The following is a 14494-nucleotide window of genomic DNA, read 5'->3' on the forward strand; positions in this document are numbered from 1 at the left end:
GGCGGCGCACAGCGAAGGCCCCAGGTCGTGGCGACCGGGGCCTTCGTCGTGGAGCGGGTGACGGGAATCGAACCCGCCTCTACAGCTTGGGAACCCGTTGCGGCAGGCCAAGTGGAGGCCCCGACCTGCGCTCGGGGTCAGTCGTGAGGGACCGTGACGTACCTCTGTTTACCAGGGCTTACAGCACGCGGACAGCACGGTCGTGATCAGGCTGTGACCAAGCCGATGAAGCGCCGCGAGGTGGAGACGGCGTTGCGGAAGGCTGGGTGCGTGTTGGTGAGCGACTCGGGCAGCCACACCGAGTACGGCTGTCCGTGCGGGCGTCACACCACTGCGGTACCTCGCCACAAGGAGATCACTGCTGGTGTCGTAGGCAGCATCAGCAAGCAGTTGGCCTGCCTACCGGAGGGGTTGTTGCAGTGAAGACCGCGGTGAAGACCTACAACGCAACCGCGACTCGCGAAGGCCGCTGGTGGGTTGTCGACGTGCCCGAAGTTGGCGTCACCCAAGGTCGTACGACTCGTGAGGCGGAACGCATGGCTGCGGATCTCGTGGCCGTCATGCTCGACGTGCCTGTCGAGAAGGTGTCCGTGCAGGTCGACTTCCATCTCAAGGGCAAGCTGGCTGATGAAGTTCGTAACGCGAAGCAAGCTCAGCAGGATGCAGAGAAGGCGCAGCGGCAAGCTGCTGACCAATCTCGTGCGGCGGTCCGCCACGTGCTTGCCGCCGGGCTCTCTAAGCAGGACGCCGCTCGCGTCTTGGGCATCTCTGCACAGCGAGTGAGCCAACTTGCCCCTGAGGTGGCCATGGCGACAACTCGCGCGCCAAAGACCAGGCAAGCGCTGGCAAACCAGGCCAAGCGCACGCCTGCCTAGCCCATGTTGTTGCAGATCATTCGAGGGCAAGCCTGTGGGCTGGTCAACGCCGTCAAGGCGTTGAGCTGTCCACAGGCGCGGCAGCCGAGCGCCGTAACCAGCTCGATCAAGTTGAGCACTTGGCGCTCGTCCCAACTGGGCTACCCCAACGGCGGTAGCTCTTCGGGCAGCAGCATCTTGCCGCCAACCGCGTGCACACGCCACGAGTTCAGCTCCGGCCGGTACTGAAGCGTCGCGATCACCGCTTCGACCAAGACCTCGGCGGCAACCTGCATCCCTTCGATGCTTGGGTCTCGTACGTACTTGACGTACGCAACTCCCGTCTCGCCAAAGGCCGGGTAGTTCGCCCGAGTGGTGATCGTTGCGTCGCGCAACGCCTCGGCAACCGACTGAAAGTCACCCCAAGCGGCCAAGGACTCTGGCGTAACGAGAGCTGGCAATGCTTCCAACCTCGGCCCAGCTTCGTCCGTCACGGCGAGGAGAAAGAGCAGACCAACGAACACGGGATTCTGTAGGTTCTGTGGGCCTAGATCGGCGATCGCGTCTTCGTCTGTACCTGGCACGAACGCTGGTCCGGGCGCTCTGTCTGCTGGATCTGGACTGCTAGTCATGCAGTATCTGACCATGCAATGCGGGTCGACTGGTCGAGGTTGAGCGCAACACGCGGCTCCGTGTGGGGGGCGCTGGTCGTGACCTCGTCCGTCGCGGACAGCCCCGGTTGCCTCGCCGGCGCCGACGCGGGCCGCCAGGCCCGCTTGGAGGCGCCGAACAAAACCTTCCGGGGATGGGCTCCGCGACGGACTAGGACACGAACGACCAGTGGCCCCCGCAGGGGGCCGCCTTGATGAAAAAAAGAAACTCTGAACACGGCAGCTGCGGCAAGTTGCGGCAGATCTCAACTACCGGCCGCATGACATAGCATCCTCGATGGACATAACTGCACACGCGTTAACACGAACGGGATTGCGTGAGACATCCGCTCTCCCGATCAGCCTATGACACGGCCCCGAGGTGGATCACCCGTTCGGAGGTGCCGAAGCCATTACGTGCGTCGATACTGTCGCTCCGGGGGCTTTCAGGGGCGGGCTAGCGTTGCACCAACACAGACTTCCTTCTGTCGCTGAGTGAAATTTCACACGGCCGAGCCCTATTTTAGGTAATCCATTGCAATGAATGCGAATACCGACAGGGAGGTCAATGTCCAAACCGCCCGAACGGCAGGCGGTTGATCGTCCCAAACAATTCCATTCAACGAACAGTAGCATCCTTGCACTTCAAGTGCGTCAAATCGACTCGTTTCCTGGGGGAGCAATGAGTAGACCGTACCGTGTTTCAATCCTTGCAATCACAGTTGCGTTGTTGGGGGCGCCCGCGATCCATCCCGCGTCCGCTAGCCAGAGCACGTCAGAAGCCGAAAAACATGCAATCGTCGGCCTCGCTCACACGTACCTGCAAGAACGCGCCGAGAGGCTCGTAGTAGGCACGGCGCGTGCGGCGAGCCCCATGACGTCTGTCAAGGTGGAACCCGCTCTGCAAGAGCGCTTCGCCACAGAGGCCCGACAACTCGACGCCAAGCGAGAGCTCTATCGGCGAGCGAGCGGGGGCAGGAAGGCCGCAGAGGTCAGTATCGGCCAAATTGTCTGGCTCAGCACGACACCCAACTCTGTCCAGCTTAGCGCCGTTGAGACGGGGAAGCTGTATTTCGTACGCAGCGCACCTGACGGACCCAAGTTCGAAACTTACTGGCTAAGCCACACGTTCTCATTCGTCCGAAAGGCGGACGGGTGGACGCTAGTCGACACGAAGGCGCTCGTTGCACCTGGCATTCCACCTGCGACACAACCAGCAAATACGACCGACAAAAATGAGAAGGAAGACCTCAAGGTCGCGGGGAAGTTCAGGCCGATGGCCTCGGAGACTGACCGCTCAGCGCCATTGAAAGCAGCAGCCCCCGGGGCAAAGTTTAGTGGTGCACCGCGTGTCGCCGGGCCGCCGTACGACTACAGCGCCATGGTGAACTACGCTATCCGATACGCGGAGAATTACAACCCCAACTACCGCGCCTATGGCAACGATTGCACCAACTTCGTCTCCCAGGTCATGCAAGCGGGGGGCTGGGACTACGTCGGTGGTGGAATCTTGGACCGTACCGATCCGGACAAGTGGTTCTATGGGGGCGGACCAGGTGAAACTTTTCTCACTAGCTACACTTGGGCGGGTGCACATAACTGGGGCGTATTCGCTCAGATCCATTCGCAGCGCACTTGGGGTTTGTCGAATGTGTGGTTGATGGACCTTGCGGACGTGCTCCAGGTTGACTGGGATCATCCGGCGGGCGATCCTGGGAGCATCATTGACCATACGATGGTAGTTACCGGCAGGTGGGGCTACCAGGGCGACCCGTTCGCCCAAGAGCTGTACATGACCTACCACACCAACAACAGGCTCCACTTCCCACTCAGTGACATCATCGCAGAAACCAATCCCGAAGATATTTGGTACGCACATCGAACGTGAGGGTCGTGGAAACACAAGGCAGTGACCGGCCGTCAGCGCGAGCACTCGGCGTGCTGACGGCCCTCCTGATGATCGTGAGCGGATGTTCCGGCGAGACCGGTACGAGGGCAGCAGTGGACGCGCGCTGCGGTAAGCCCACCAAAGAAGAATTAGTCTCAAGCTATATCGACGCACTGAACGCCAACGACCGCGAGGCGGTGCGCCAACTTGTCGATGGCTACGGCTTAGACCTGGGCGGTTCTGACCATGCGAGCTTGGACAACGCCGTCGAAAAGCGGGTTTCATCGTTTGGCGGACGCAGCATCCGGCTTCAGAAGCAAAACTTTAGCGATGCTGTGCCGTATGTATCCACGGCCGACTTGGAAGGTGATGCGAACCGCGGCGCGTATGTCGAGCGGCTATCGATGCGACGGCCGGATGGAAGGCCAAACTGGTGTTTAAGCTTGCAAGACACCCCATCGATCACCAATCCGCCCCTTCCCACAGCGGGCACTGGCCGCTAGACATTGGTGTAGAACTGTGAGGAATTTGCGTCTGCTAGCTACGGCGCACTCGCTCGGGAAATGACATATACTTCCCCCCGAGCGAGTGCGCCTATATTTTCCCGTTGCGGTCGCTTGTGCGTGCTTACCTCGCTAGGAGTGTGGCCGCATTGCCGGGAGCAGCGCTCCGGAAACGTCCAAGAACTCTCGAATGGCGGGAGAGTCACTGTGGCTCTGCAAACGGACTCGGAGATCCGAAACCGCTTCAACTGATCGAGACGACTTCACGGTGGCGGCGAGCTTGGCGGCTGCCATGCCCGCAGAAGCGGCAGCCTCCAGGTCACGGGAGTTGATCGCCGCGCGTGCTAGGGCTGCCTGTGCCATTGAGCCACGACGCGCCCGGTTCTGCCGCTCTGCTTCAGTGATCGAAAGCCCGGCGAAGTGGGTTGCCTCCTCGGGCCGCTCAAGGTCCCGGAAGGTGTGCGCGTACTCGCCGTTCAGGTAGGCAGGATCGATGAACCGCGCCCACTCGGGCTCGTCCTCAGCCTGGACTGGGCCTGACCCGATTTGACGGACACCTGAGATCAGGGGTTTTGCCCCTGGAAGGATGTCCTTATGAAGACCTCGGGCTCGAACAAGCCCCGGCGTCCTCGTCGTGCGTTCACCCCGGAGTTCAAGGCGGAGATCGTCGAGCAGTGCCAGCGTGGTGACCGCTCGATCGGTCAGGTCGCGAAGGATTTCGACCTGACCGAGACCGCCGTGCGCGAGTGGGTCCGCCAGGCCGAGCGCGACGCCGGGATCCGCGACGACGGCGGCCTGAGCAGCGATGAGAAGGCCGAGCTCGCTGCCCTGCGGCGGGAGAACCGGCGGCTGCGGAAGGACGTGGAGATCCTCAAGCGGGCCACAGCTTTCTTCGCCAAGGAGACCCGGTGAACGTTCGTTCACCCGTTCATCGAGGCGGAGAAGGTCGGCAGCGGCAACGTCAAGCGTGCGTGCGAACTGCTCCAGGTCTCCCGTGCCGCCTACTACGCCCGCCGCGCCGCGGGCCCGTCCGCGCGTGAGCGGGTCGACGCCGCGCTGACCGAGAAGATCATCGAGGTGCACGATGAGTCGAACGGCATCTACGGGACGCCGCGGATCCACGCCGAACTCGCCGATCAGGGGTATCGGCACTCCCGCAAGCGCGTCGCTCGGCTCCTGCGCCAGGCCGGCCGAGCCGGACGGGCACCGAAACGCTGGCGCACCACCACCATCCCGGATCTGGCCGCGACCACACCCGCTGACCTGATCAAGTGAGATTTCTCTTGCAGCGCAGGGGAAATCAACAACCGCTGGTGCGGAGACATCACCTACATCAACACCTGGGAAGGCTGGCTCTATCTCGCGACTGTGATCGACCTCGGCTCCCGGAAGGTCGTCGGCTGGGCCACCGCCGACCACCTGCGCACCGACCTGGTCGAACAGGCCCTGCGCAACGCCGTCGCCCAGCGCCGCCCCGAACCGGCGTGATCTTCCACTCCGACAGGGGCTGCCAATACACCTCTGGCCAGTACGCCCGCGCGGCGGCTGACGCCGGGGTGCGGCTCTCGGTCGGCCGCAAGGGCCAATGCTGGGACAACGCGGTCGCCGAATCGTTCTTCGCCACCATCAAAACCGAGCTGCTCGACCGGCAGCCCTGGCCCACGAAAACCGAGGCGCACAAGGCAATCTTCGAATACATCGAGGGCTGGTACAACACGCGCCGCCGGCATTCCAGCCTCGGCTACCTCAGCCCCAACGCCTACGAATCCGCCCGATACCAGCCAGTCGATCAGGTAGCGTGATCACACCTCATCGACCTTGTCCGTCAGAACGGGGCAATCCCATCACCTCTACGACTGGCTACTCACCAAGTACGTGACTCCGCACCTCGGCGACACGCAGTTGGGGGAGCTCGACACCCCGATGATCCGAACGTGGAGAGCCAAGCTCCTCCGTGAGGGCGTGTCTGCGTCGATGACGGCCAAGGCCTACCGCCTCCTGCGGGCCGTGCTCATGACAGCAGCGAACGAGGACCGGATCATCCCGCGCAACCCGTGCCAGGTGCGCGGCGCTGGCTCTGAGCATCCCGATGAGCGGCCAGTGCTGACTGTGGCCCAGGTGTTCGACCTGGCCTCTCGGATGGCAGAGAAGCGGTACCGGGCGTTCGTGCTCCTCGCCGCGTTCGCAACGCTGCGGTGGGGCGAGATCACCGCTCTTCGGCGGCAGGACATCGCGCCGGACGCAAGCTCGGTGCGGGTTCGTGGTGCCTTCGTCGAGCTGCCCGGTCGTGGGCTGATCTACGGGCCGTCGAAGTCTCGTGCGGGACTGCGCACGGTCGCTGTTCCTGAGGCGATTCGCGCAGACCTGCTTGCCCACCTGGACGAGTTCACCGGCTCCAAGCCGGACGCCTGGGTGTTCACGGGGAAGCGCGGCAACCCGCTTCGGCGGGGCGACTTCAACCCGCGTACCGGCTGGAAAGCGGCAGTGAAAGCGGTTGGTGTTCCTCACCTGCACTTTCACGACCTGCGGCACACCGGGAACACGCTCGCCGCTCGCACGAAGGCCAGCACCAAGGACCTGATGGCGCGAATGGGCCACGACAGTCCCCGTGCGGCGAGGATCTACCAGCACGCGACCAGCGAGGCCGATCAGGAGATCGCTCGTGGGTTGAATGGCCTGGTCGATCGGGAGCGTGGGACGAAGGCCACGGATGAGGACGACGACGGACAGGCCGGCGTGCTAGCTCCGGTCGGCTAACCGCACGTAGACAGCACGGTGACGTACTCGCGAGATCGAAAAGCGAAGGCCCTGGCGAGTCGCTTGTGACTCTTACCAGGGCCTTCGCTGTTGGAGCGGGTGACGGGAATCGAACCCGCCTCTACAGCTTGGGAAGCTGTCGTTCTACCAATGAACTACACCCGCGAAGCACTGCGTCGCCGATCATACACAAGCCTGGGCTAGCCTGTCCCGGTGCTGCTGAGTGACCAGGATCTGCGCAAAGAGGTCGAGTCCGGCCGTCTCCTCCTCGACCCCTTCACGGTCGAGATGCTCCAGCCGTCGAGCATCGACGTGCGGCTGGACCGGTTCTTCCGGGTCTTCAACAACACGAGGTACACGCACATCGACCCTGCGCAGCAGCAGGACGACCTCACGAGCCTGGTCGAGACGCCCGAGGGTGAGCCGTTCGTGCTGCACCCCGGTGAGTTCGTGCTCGGCTCGACGTACGAGATGGTCACGTTGCCGGACGACCTGGCGGGGCGGCTCGAGGGCAAGTCCAGCCTCGGCCGGCTCGGGCTGCTCACGCACTCCACGGCGGGCTTCATCGACCCCGGCTTCTCGGGGCACATCACGCTGGAGCTGTCGAACGTCGCCAACCTGCCGATCACGTTGCACCCCGGCATGAAGATCGGGCAGCTCTGCCTGTTCAAGCTGTCCAGCCCGGCCGAGCACCCCTACGGCTCGACGCAGGCCGGGAGCCGGTACCAGGGGCAGCGCGGGCCCACGCCGAGCCGCGCGTACCTGAACTTCCACCGCACGGACACGCGCCGCTAGAAGCCGTAGCGCTCCAGCACCCGGCGCCGCAGGTCCGGGTCGGTGCGGGGCACCGGTTCCAGGAAGATCTCGTCGAGGTCGGGGAACTCCGCGTGCAGTTCCGAGGAGATGCGGACGCAGGCGTTCTCCAGTTCGGACGCCGTCAGCGCGTCGACGAAGTCCAGGCGCGCGCAGAGCAGCACGCGGTCGGTGCCGATGAGCATCGTCAGCAGGTCCACGACGGCGTCGACCTCGGGTTCCCCCGCCAGGCGGTGCCAGATCGCCTTCACCACCACCGGGTCCGCCTGGCGGCCGATCAGCAGGCCGCGGTTGGTGCGCGCCAGGGTGTAGGCGACGAGTGCCAGCAGCACGCCGATCGCCAGCGAGGCGAGGCCGTCCCACACCGACGAGCCGGTCAGCTGGTGCAGGCCCAGGCCGAGGAACGCCAGGACCAGGCCGATCAGGGCGGCGGAGTCCTCGAGGAAGACCGTCTTCACGGTCGGGTCGTCGGACACGCGCAGGAAGTCCCAGAAGCCGCGGCCGTGCTTCTTCGACTCGGAGCGGACCTGCCGGAACGCCTGGGTCCACGACACCGACTCGAGGGCGAAGGCCAGACCCAGCACGATGTAGCCGACGAGCGGGCGGGTCTGTTCCTCCGGGGCGCCGAAGACCGTGCGGAAGCCCTCGTAGAACGCGAACACCGCGCCCGACGCGAAGATCGAGACGGCGGCCAGCAGTGACCAGAAGTAGCGCTCCTTGCCGTAGCCGAACGGGTGGCGGCGGTCGGCGGGGCGGTCGGAGCGGCGCAGGGCCGTCAGCAGCAGGGCCTCGGTGAACGTGTCGGCCACCGAGTGGGCCGCTTCGGAGAGGATCGCGGCCGAACCGGTCACAACGCCCGCGATGGCCTTCATGACCGCGATAGCCAGGTTGACCAGCAGCGCGAGGACGACTGTCAGCGTGCTCTCGCCCGATCCCGACGGCTTCTCGCTCATGGTGATCAGCCTAGGACCGGTGGGGTGCGCCAGCCGATCGTTACTGCATTCGAGTGACATTCGGCCGACGGGGCAACATCGGTCGCACCTGAGGTGTCTTACATGCGGGATCCGCAACCGGGGGAAGCTGATCACCAGGGGGTGAGACGGAACGGCCCGCGTCCGGGAGAGACGCGGGCCGTTCTGCATTTCCGTTGGGGCACAACGGGAATAACGATCAGATCACCGCGGCAACCGGCTTGCCCGCTCGTGCGAGTCACCTCCTGCAGGCCCGGGAAGGGCCTCTGGGGAATCTCGAACACGGGGGAAGCACCGATGCACAAGTTCACCGTGGGCCTCGTCGCGTCCGCAGCAGTCCTGCTCGCCGCCTCACCCGCGATCGCCGAGCGGCCGAACGCCGTCAACGGCGAGGTGTGGCTCGACGTCAACGAGGACGGCGTGCGCCAGGCGGGCGAACCGCCGATGGCGGGGGTCCTGGTCGGTCTGCCGGGCAGGCCTGCCAACGCCACCACCGACGAGCGCGGCCGCTACCGCCTCACCGGGCTCGCCGACGGCACGTACGAGATGGAGTTCGCCCGGCCGCTGGGGCACGGCCTGACGAAGCCGGGCCGGGACTCCGACGTCGACTGGCTGCGCAGCGGCCGGCACACCGTCACCGTCCGGCACGGCTCGCGGCAGCGGGTGGACGCCGGCTACCGCAAGGCGGTGCACGACAAGAGCGTCGGCGTCGTCGTGGCGGACCGGCCGGTGGTCGCGGTCGGCGAGCGCTTCACGTTCCAGGTCTTCTACGCCAACTTCGGCAACGTCGCCGACCAGGTCCAGCTCGACGCCCGCTGGGGTGCGGGGCTGAGGCTGGAGAGCATCACCGGCGACGTCCACCACGTCTGGGAGCGCGAGGCCACCACGTTGCTCGGCGCGGTCGCACCGAACACCGGTGAGCCGAACTTCGTGCTGGCCACGTTCGTCGCGACAGCTCCCGGCGACCTGGTGGTCGAGTTCAGCGCGCCGGCGGACGTGGAGGGCGACGCCACCCCGCAGAACAACGCCTGCAACGGGTACGTCAGCGTCACCGGCTGACGGGGAGCGCGGCCCGCGTCCGGGAAGGGCGCGGGCCGCGCCGCAACTACCATCGTGGGATGGGCAACCGTGGTGCTGACGACACCGATGCCGAGGTCGAGTCGTGGAGGGCCGTGGTTCCGGCGATCGATCCGGTGGTCGAGGGCGTGGTCGACCGCGTGCACCAGATCAGCAAGTACCTCGACTTCCTCGCCACGGAGATCGCCGCGCCGCACGGCCTCAACCGCGCCGACTACGAGATCCTCGCGCGCCTGTTCTGGACCGGGCCGCCGCACCGCCTCACGCCCAAGCAGCTCGCGAACGGCACGCTGAGCCCGGCCACGACGATCACCAGCCGGCTCGACCGGCTGGAGAAGGCCGGTCTGGTCGTGCGTGAGCTCGACCCGAGCGACCGGCGGTCGTTGCCGGCGACGCTCACGGACGCGGGCCGCGCGATCTTCCTGCAGATCGTCGCGGGTCAGGCGGAACGGGAGCGGGACCTCTTCACCGCGCTGCCGGAGCCGGACCTCGTGACCCTGCGCGATCTGCTGCGCCAGGTCGTGGAGGTGCTGTCGGGCGAGCTGGGGCCCGCTCATCGGCGCACACGGCTCGCACTCGACAGCAAGGAGTAATTGATACGAACTCGTACTATCCGATATCGTGCTGAATAGCATGAGAGGGAGGGGTGCGAGATGGGTGGCTGCCCGCTGTCCGAGTGACGGAGCTCACGCAACGCCGGGACCCCCGGATTCCGATACCCAGATGGAGTAGCGGAACCTGGGGGAACTGTGCGCAAGCTCTGCGCGGCCGCGATGGCGGCTGCCTTTCTCCTGCCCGTGGCCGGTACGGCCGCCGCGCAGGACGGGATCTCGATCGAAGGCCTCGTGTGGTTCGACCGCGACGAGGACGGCAAGACCGCCGACGAGCCGGGCGTGCCGAACGAGAAGATCGTCAAGGTCGTCCGGGACGGCTCCGGCGAGCTCGTCGGTGAGTACGCGACCGGCGCGGACGGCAGGTACGGCGTTCGCGACCTGCCCGCGGGCAGGTACGTGGTCAGCGTCGAGGTCGCCGGGCGGTACGCGCCCACCGGGCGCCGGAGCGTGACGACCGGGGGCGGCACCGTCGACTTCGGTGTGCGCGGTGGTCAGCTGATCGGCTACTCGTTCCTCGACCAGAACCGCAACGGCGGGATGGACGCGGACCTGGGCGAGCGCCCCTTGGAGCCCGGCACGCTGAACGGCAGGAAGCTCGAACTCCGGCCGGACGGCCAGTTCCTCGTCCAGGACCTGCCCTTCGGCAGGTACGAGCTCGTCGCGGCGGACTACCGCCGTGAGGGCCTCGCGCTCCGGGACACGCAGACGTCCAGCGGCCTGGACTGGGTCACCGGCCGCCGCGTCTACGACGTCGACGCGGACTTCTCCTCGGCGCCGATCGACGTCCTCTACTTCAACCCCAAGGGCGACCTGACGATGGGCATGCCGGTCGTGACGCCCGCGAAGGACGTCTACACCGTGGGCGACGAGGTCGGCGTCGACTTCCGGATCACCAACAACGGTGAGGCGCCGGACAAGGCGGACGTGCTCCTCTCGGCGTGGCACGCCGAGACGCTGTCGTTCAGCGACAACCTCGTCGGTGAGGACGACACGTTCACGATGAAGGACCTGCTGCTGCCGGGGAAGAGCATCGACGTCGAGCTCCGCGTGAAGCTCACCTCGACCGAGCTGCCGTACGTCTTCCCGTTCGTCACCCCGAGCAAGTGGGGCGAGGACAACTTCGCCGACAACAAGCAGAAGCTGCTGATCGAGGTCGTGGAGAAGGGGGCGGAGACCACCGCGCCGACCACGTCCTCGCCCGTCCAGACCTCGCCCGCGCAGACCTCGGCCGTGCCCGCCACGACGACCGGCCCGGCCGCCGCCCGGGCGGGCAACGGCTCGGGCCTCGCGTCCACGGGCGCCTCGCCGCTGGGTTTCCTCGGCCTGGCCGCCCTGCTCCTGACGGCGGGCACCACGGCGTTCTTCGTGGCGCGCCGCCGTCGTTCCTGATCCACCGAAAACTCCTGGGGACACAAGTGAAGAAGCTCTTCGCCGTCGCGATGACGGCTGCTCTCGCCCTTCCCGTCACGGCCACCTCGGCCGCGGCCCAGGGTGAGACGATCACCGTCGAGGGCCTGTTCTTCCTCGACCGCAACGGGGACAACCTCTTCAGCGAAGGGGAGAACGTCCGGGCCAGCGGTCCCGGGGTCACCGTCTTCGTCGTGGGCACCAACGAGAAGGTCGGCAACTTCCCGACGGGTCCGGACGGCAGGTACAAGGCCGTTCTGCCCAAGGGGCCGAAGTACTCGATCGCCAACTCGGACATGTCCGACTACTCGACCACCAAGCCGGCCCGGGGCGCTGCCGAGTCCGCGTCGAACGTGGACTTCCCGCTGCGCGGGAACTTCCTCAGCGGGTTCACGTTCGTCGACGCGAACGACGACGGCGTGAAGCAGGCCGACGAGAAGATCCACGAGGGCAAGGTGAAGGTCACCGGCAAGACGGCGACCGGGGCCGACTTCGCCGCCGAGACCGGCGCGGGCGCGGACGGCCGCTACCTGCTCGACCTCCCGTTCGGCACCATGACCGTCACCGCGCCGAACCTCGCGAAGAGCCGTCTCGCGCTGGCGCGGCCCAAGTCCGACCAGGACGTCGACTGGCTGACCCGCAGCCGGGCGGTGCCGTTCACCCACGAGCGCAACGCGCGGGTCGACCTGCGCTACGTCGACGCCAAGGCCGACATGGCGCTCGCGTCCACGCTCTCGCCGGTCAAGGACACCTACACCCTCGGCGACCGGCTCGACCTGAAGCTCACGGTCTCCAACAAGGGCAACGTGCCGGTCGCGCCGACCGTCGTCCTCGGCAGCTTCTCCGCGAAGCTGCTGTCCCACAGCGACAACGTGACCCTGCAGCCCGGCACCGACGAGGTCTTCACCACCGTGGAGAAGATCCTGCCCGGCGAGCAGACCGAGATCGCGCTGAAGATCGAGCTGAACGACCTGGAGTACACCGAGGTGCACGCGATGGTGCGCTTCGTCCCCGAGGGCTACGAGGACGTCGACCACAAGAACAACGTGGTCAGCACGATGATCAAGGTCGTCGAAGGGGGCACCACGGCGCCGACGACCACCACGTCGCCTTCGCAGACCGGTGCCGCGCCGACGACCACCACGACCACGACCGCTCCGGTCGTGGCGCAGGCGGGCAACAGGTCCGGTCTCGCGTCCACGGGCGCGTCGCCGCTGGGCTTCCTCGGCCTCGGCGCGCTGCTCCTGGCGGCCGGCACGGGTGTCTTCTTCGCGGCGCGCCGCCGCCGCTCCTGAACAACCGAAAACCACTGGGGGACAACGTGAAGAAGGTGTTCGCCGTCGCGATGACGGCAGCCCTCGCCCTGCCCGTCGCGGCCACCACCGCGGCGGCGCAGGACGAGACGATCAGCATCGAGGGCCGGGTCTACCTCGACCGCAACGGCAACAGCCGGTACGACGAGGGTGAGGTCGCGCTGGCCGGGGATCCGGGCGGCACGATCGTCAAGGCGGACTCCGGTGAGAGGGTCGCCAAGTACGCCACCGACGCGGAGGGCCGCTACCGGGTGGAGAACCTCCCGCCGGGCAGGTACCGCGTCGAGTCGCCCGCGATCGAGCGGTACAACGCGGGTACCTCCAGCACGTTCGACCGCACCACCACGGGCGGCACGGTCGACGTCCGCCTCTACGGTTCCCGCGTCATCGGGTACTCGTACGTGGACGCCAACCTGGACCACGTGCGCCAGCCGGACGAGCAGCTGCTCGATCCCGGCACCCTGAACGGCAAGCCGCTGCCGGCACCCGACGAGAAGGGCTACTTCGAGCTCAACGACCTGCCCTTCGGCGACTACGCGTTCGTCCCCGCCGACCACTCGGCCAGGAACCTCCGCCCGGTCGGCACGACCGGTTCGAGGACGTTCAAGCTCGAGCGGTTCAACAACGTCACCACGTTCGACCTCCGCCACGCGGCGATCAAGGGCGACCTCGCGGTCGACGTTCCGGTGCTCACGCCGGCCAAGGACGTCTACGTCCTCGGCGAGGAGGCCGACGTCGTCATCAGGATCAGCAACAAGGGCGAGGCCGCCGAGAAGGCGTCGTTCGTGCTCGCGAGCTACGACGCGGAGACGTTGTCGCACAGCGACAACGTGGTGGCGCCGAACGGCACCGGGTTCGAGTTCGAGTCGAAGGACCCGATCGCGCCGGGCGGGAGCGTCGACGTGCGGCTCAGGATCAGGTTCACCAAGCTGGAGATCCAGAACCTGCACGTCATCGTGCGGCCCAGCAAGTTCTTCAAGGACCCGTTCCAGGACAACGTGGCGTTCCGCGCGGTGAGGGTCGTGGAGAAGGCCCCGGAGACCACGACCCCGAGCACGCCGTCACCGACGACCACCACGACCACGACCGCCCCGGCCGTGGCGCAGGAGGGCAACAAGTCCGGCCTCGCGTCCACGGGCGCCTCACCACTGGGTTTCCTCGGCCTGGGCGCGCTGCTGCTCGCGGCCGGCACGGGTGCGTTCCTCGTGGCGCGCCGCCGCCGGTCCTGACCACTTAGGACCCGCCACGGCTAGTCTGCGCGGCATGGGCATCTTGGTGCATGTGCTGCTGACCGCCGTGGCGGTCTGGGTGTCGACCGCCCTCCCGGGCATCGACCTGGGTGAGGGCACCACCGGGTCGAAGGTCCTCACGCTGCTCGGCGTCGCGGTGATCTTCGGCCTGGTGAACGCGGTCGTGAAGCCGCTGGTGAGGTTCTTCGGCTGCCTGTTCTACCTGCTCACGCTCGGTCTGATCGGGCTCGTGGTGAACGCGCTGCTGTTCATGCTCACCGGCTGGCTGGCCGAGCAGCTCGACCTGCCGTTCCGCGTCGACGGTTTCTGGCCCGCGTTCTGGGGCGCGATCATCGTCGCCCTCACCGGCTGGGTCCTGAACGTCGTCTACGACAAGGTCACCGACAAGGACTGACCC

Annotated in this window: 18 protein-coding genes and 1 tRNA gene; 16 read left to right on the plus strand and 3 right to left on the minus strand. The window is 66.4% G+C overall.

Going from position 1 to position 14494, the window contains the following annotated elements; all coding sequences use genetic code 11:
- Positions 1–225 precede the first annotated feature (225 nt).
- Together V1227_RS40720 and V1227_RS28865 are read left to right on the plus strand one after the other, a co-directional pair.
- Positions 226–423: a type II toxin-antitoxin system HicA family toxin gene (locus V1227_RS40720; RefSeq protein WP_442916553.1), complete on the plus strand. Its 198-nt coding sequence runs from the start codon at positions 226–228 to the stop codon at positions 421–423.
- Positions 420–875, plus strand: coding sequence for a type II toxin-antitoxin system HicB family antitoxin (locus tag V1227_RS28865; RefSeq protein ID WP_329788520.1), 456 nt, complete (start codon positions 420–422; stop codon positions 873–875). The genes V1227_RS40720 and V1227_RS28865 overlap by 4 nt, the downstream gene beginning before the upstream one ends.
- A 140-nt stretch (positions 876–1015) precedes the next feature.
- Here V1227_RS28865 and V1227_RS28870 read toward each other — a convergent pair whose 3' ends face one another.
- A complete protein-coding gene (locus tag V1227_RS28870; RefSeq protein WP_329788521.1) occupies positions 1016–1438 on the minus strand; it encodes a hypothetical protein in 423 nt (140 codons plus the stop codon).
- A gap of 940 nt (positions 1439–2378) precedes the next feature.
- On the opposite strand from V1227_RS28870, the gene V1227_RS28875 reads away from it, so the two are divergent.
- The 7 genes from V1227_RS28875 (at position 2379) to V1227_RS28905 (ending at position 6652) form a co-directional block, all read left to right on the plus strand.
- Complete coding sequence (locus V1227_RS28875; RefSeq protein WP_329788522.1) at positions 2379–3392, plus strand: amidase domain-containing protein; 1014 nt, start codon at positions 2379–2381, stop codon at positions 3390–3392.
- A 50-nt stretch (positions 3393–3442) separates the two neighbouring features.
- Positions 3443–3895: a hypothetical protein gene (locus tag V1227_RS28880; RefSeq protein ID WP_329788523.1), complete on the plus strand. Its 453-nt coding sequence runs from the start codon at positions 3443–3445 to the stop codon at positions 3893–3895.
- A 594-nt stretch (positions 3896–4489) separates the two neighbouring features.
- Positions 4490–4807, plus strand: a complete 318-nt coding sequence (locus V1227_RS28885) for a transposase (protein WP_329788524.1) — start codon at positions 4490–4492, stop codon at positions 4805–4807.
- 144 nt (positions 4808–4951) lie between these two features.
- The gene (locus V1227_RS28890; protein WP_329794136.1) at positions 4952–5170 is read left to right on the plus strand and encodes an IS3 family transposase; all 219 of its coding nucleotides are present in this window, start codon (positions 4952–4954) and stop codon (positions 5168–5170) included.
- Positions 5171–5194: 24 nt separating this feature from the next.
- Entirely contained in the window at positions 5195–5383 is a 189-nt protein-coding gene (locus V1227_RS28895) for a DDE-type integrase/transposase/recombinase (protein ID WP_329794137.1), read from the plus strand.
- Positions 5380–5697 (plus strand): integrase core domain-containing protein, encoded by a 318-nt coding sequence (locus tag V1227_RS28900; protein ID WP_329788525.1) that lies wholly within the window; start codon positions 5380–5382, stop codon positions 5695–5697. Before V1227_RS28895 ends, V1227_RS28900 begins: the two co-directional genes overlap by 4 nt.
- Before the next feature lie 73 nt (positions 5698–5770).
- Positions 5771–6652 carry a tyrosine-type recombinase/integrase gene (locus V1227_RS28905; protein WP_329788526.1) on the plus strand — a complete coding sequence of 294 codons (882 nt, stop codon included), beginning with the start codon at positions 5771–5773 and terminating at the stop codon, positions 6650–6652.
- 91 nt (positions 6653–6743) lie between these two features.
- Here V1227_RS28905 and V1227_RS28910 read toward each other — a convergent pair.
- Positions 6744–6817: transfer RNA gene (locus tag V1227_RS28910), tRNA-Gly, on the minus strand.
- A 48-nt stretch (positions 6818–6865) separates the two neighbouring features.
- Between V1227_RS28910 and dcd the strand changes: the two genes are divergently transcribed.
- On the plus strand, positions 6866–7447 hold the full coding sequence (gene dcd, locus V1227_RS28915; RefSeq protein WP_329788527.1) for a dCTP deaminase: 582 nt from the start codon (positions 6866–6868) through the stop codon (positions 7445–7447).
- Here dcd and V1227_RS28920 read toward each other — a convergent pair.
- A complete protein-coding gene (locus tag V1227_RS28920) occupies positions 7444–8418 on the minus strand; it encodes a cation diffusion facilitator family transporter (protein WP_329788528.1) in 975 nt (324 codons plus the stop codon). The genes dcd and V1227_RS28920 overlap by 4 nt on opposite strands.
- Positions 8419–8733: 315 nt before the next feature.
- On the opposite strand from V1227_RS28920, the gene V1227_RS28925 reads away from it, so the two are divergent.
- The 6 genes from V1227_RS28925 to V1227_RS28950 all read left to right on the plus strand — a co-directional run bounded on the left by V1227_RS28925 (position 8734) and on the right by V1227_RS28950 (position 14491).
- On the plus strand, positions 8734–9495 hold the full coding sequence (locus tag V1227_RS28925; RefSeq protein WP_329788529.1) for an SdrD B-like domain-containing protein: 762 nt from the start codon (positions 8734–8736) through the stop codon (positions 9493–9495).
- A gap of 59 nt (positions 9496–9554) precedes the next feature.
- Positions 9555–10106 (plus strand): MarR family winged helix-turn-helix transcriptional regulator, encoded by a 552-nt coding sequence (locus tag V1227_RS28930; protein ID WP_329788530.1) that lies wholly within the window; start codon positions 9555–9557, stop codon positions 10104–10106.
- A 156-nt stretch (positions 10107–10262) separates the two neighbouring features.
- The gene (locus V1227_RS28935) at positions 10263–11516 is read left to right on the plus strand and encodes an SdrD B-like domain-containing protein (protein WP_329788531.1); all 1254 of its coding nucleotides are present in this window, start codon (positions 10263–10265) and stop codon (positions 11514–11516) included.
- Between the two features lie 26 nt (positions 11517–11542).
- On the plus strand, positions 11543–12829 hold the full coding sequence (locus V1227_RS28940; protein WP_329788532.1) for a hypothetical protein: 1287 nt from the start codon (positions 11543–11545) through the stop codon (positions 12827–12829).
- A 26-nt stretch (positions 12830–12855) separates the two neighbouring features.
- Positions 12856–14076 carry an SdrD B-like domain-containing protein gene (locus V1227_RS28945; protein WP_329788533.1) on the plus strand — a complete coding sequence of 407 codons (1221 nt, stop codon included), beginning with the start codon at positions 12856–12858 and terminating at the stop codon, positions 14074–14076.
- Positions 14077–14110: 34 nt separating this feature from the next.
- Complete coding sequence (locus tag V1227_RS28950) at positions 14111–14491, plus strand: phage holin family protein (protein ID WP_329788534.1); 381 nt, start codon at positions 14111–14113, stop codon at positions 14489–14491.
- Positions 14492–14494: the final 3 nt, after the last annotated feature.

Source organism: Lentzea sp. DG1S-22, from assembly GCF_036321065.1.
Taxonomy (GTDB): domain Bacteria; phylum Actinomycetota; class Actinomycetes; order Mycobacteriales; family Pseudonocardiaceae; genus Lentzea; species Lentzea jiangxiensis.

Excerpts from the sequence above, each read along its gene's own strand:
- V1227_RS28930 (WP_329788530.1), top strand. The coding sequence starts at position 9,555 with ATGGGCAACCGTGGTGCTGACGACACCGATGCCGAGGTCGAGTCGTGG.
- V1227_RS28875 (WP_329788522.1), top strand. The coding sequence starts at position 2,379 with ATGACGTCTGTCAAGGTGGAACCCGCTCTGCAAGAGCGCTTCGCCACA.
- V1227_RS40720 (WP_442916553.1), top strand. The coding sequence starts at position 226 with ATGAAGCGCCGCGAGGTGGAGACGGCGTTGCGGAAGGCTGGGTGCGTG.
- V1227_RS28885 (WP_329788524.1), top strand. The coding sequence starts at position 4,490 with ATGAAGACCTCGGGCTCGAACAAGCCCCGGCGTCCTCGTCGTGCGTTC.
- V1227_RS28920 (WP_329788528.1), bottom strand. The coding sequence starts at position 8,418 with ATGAGCGAGAAGCCGTCGGGATCGGGCGAGAGCACGCTGACAGTCGTC.
- V1227_RS28950 (WP_329788534.1), top strand. The coding sequence starts at position 14,111 with ATGGGCATCTTGGTGCATGTGCTGCTGACCGCCGTGGCGGTCTGGGTG.
- V1227_RS28925 (WP_329788529.1), top strand. The coding sequence starts at position 8,734 with ATGCACAAGTTCACCGTGGGCCTCGTCGCGTCCGCAGCAGTCCTGCTC.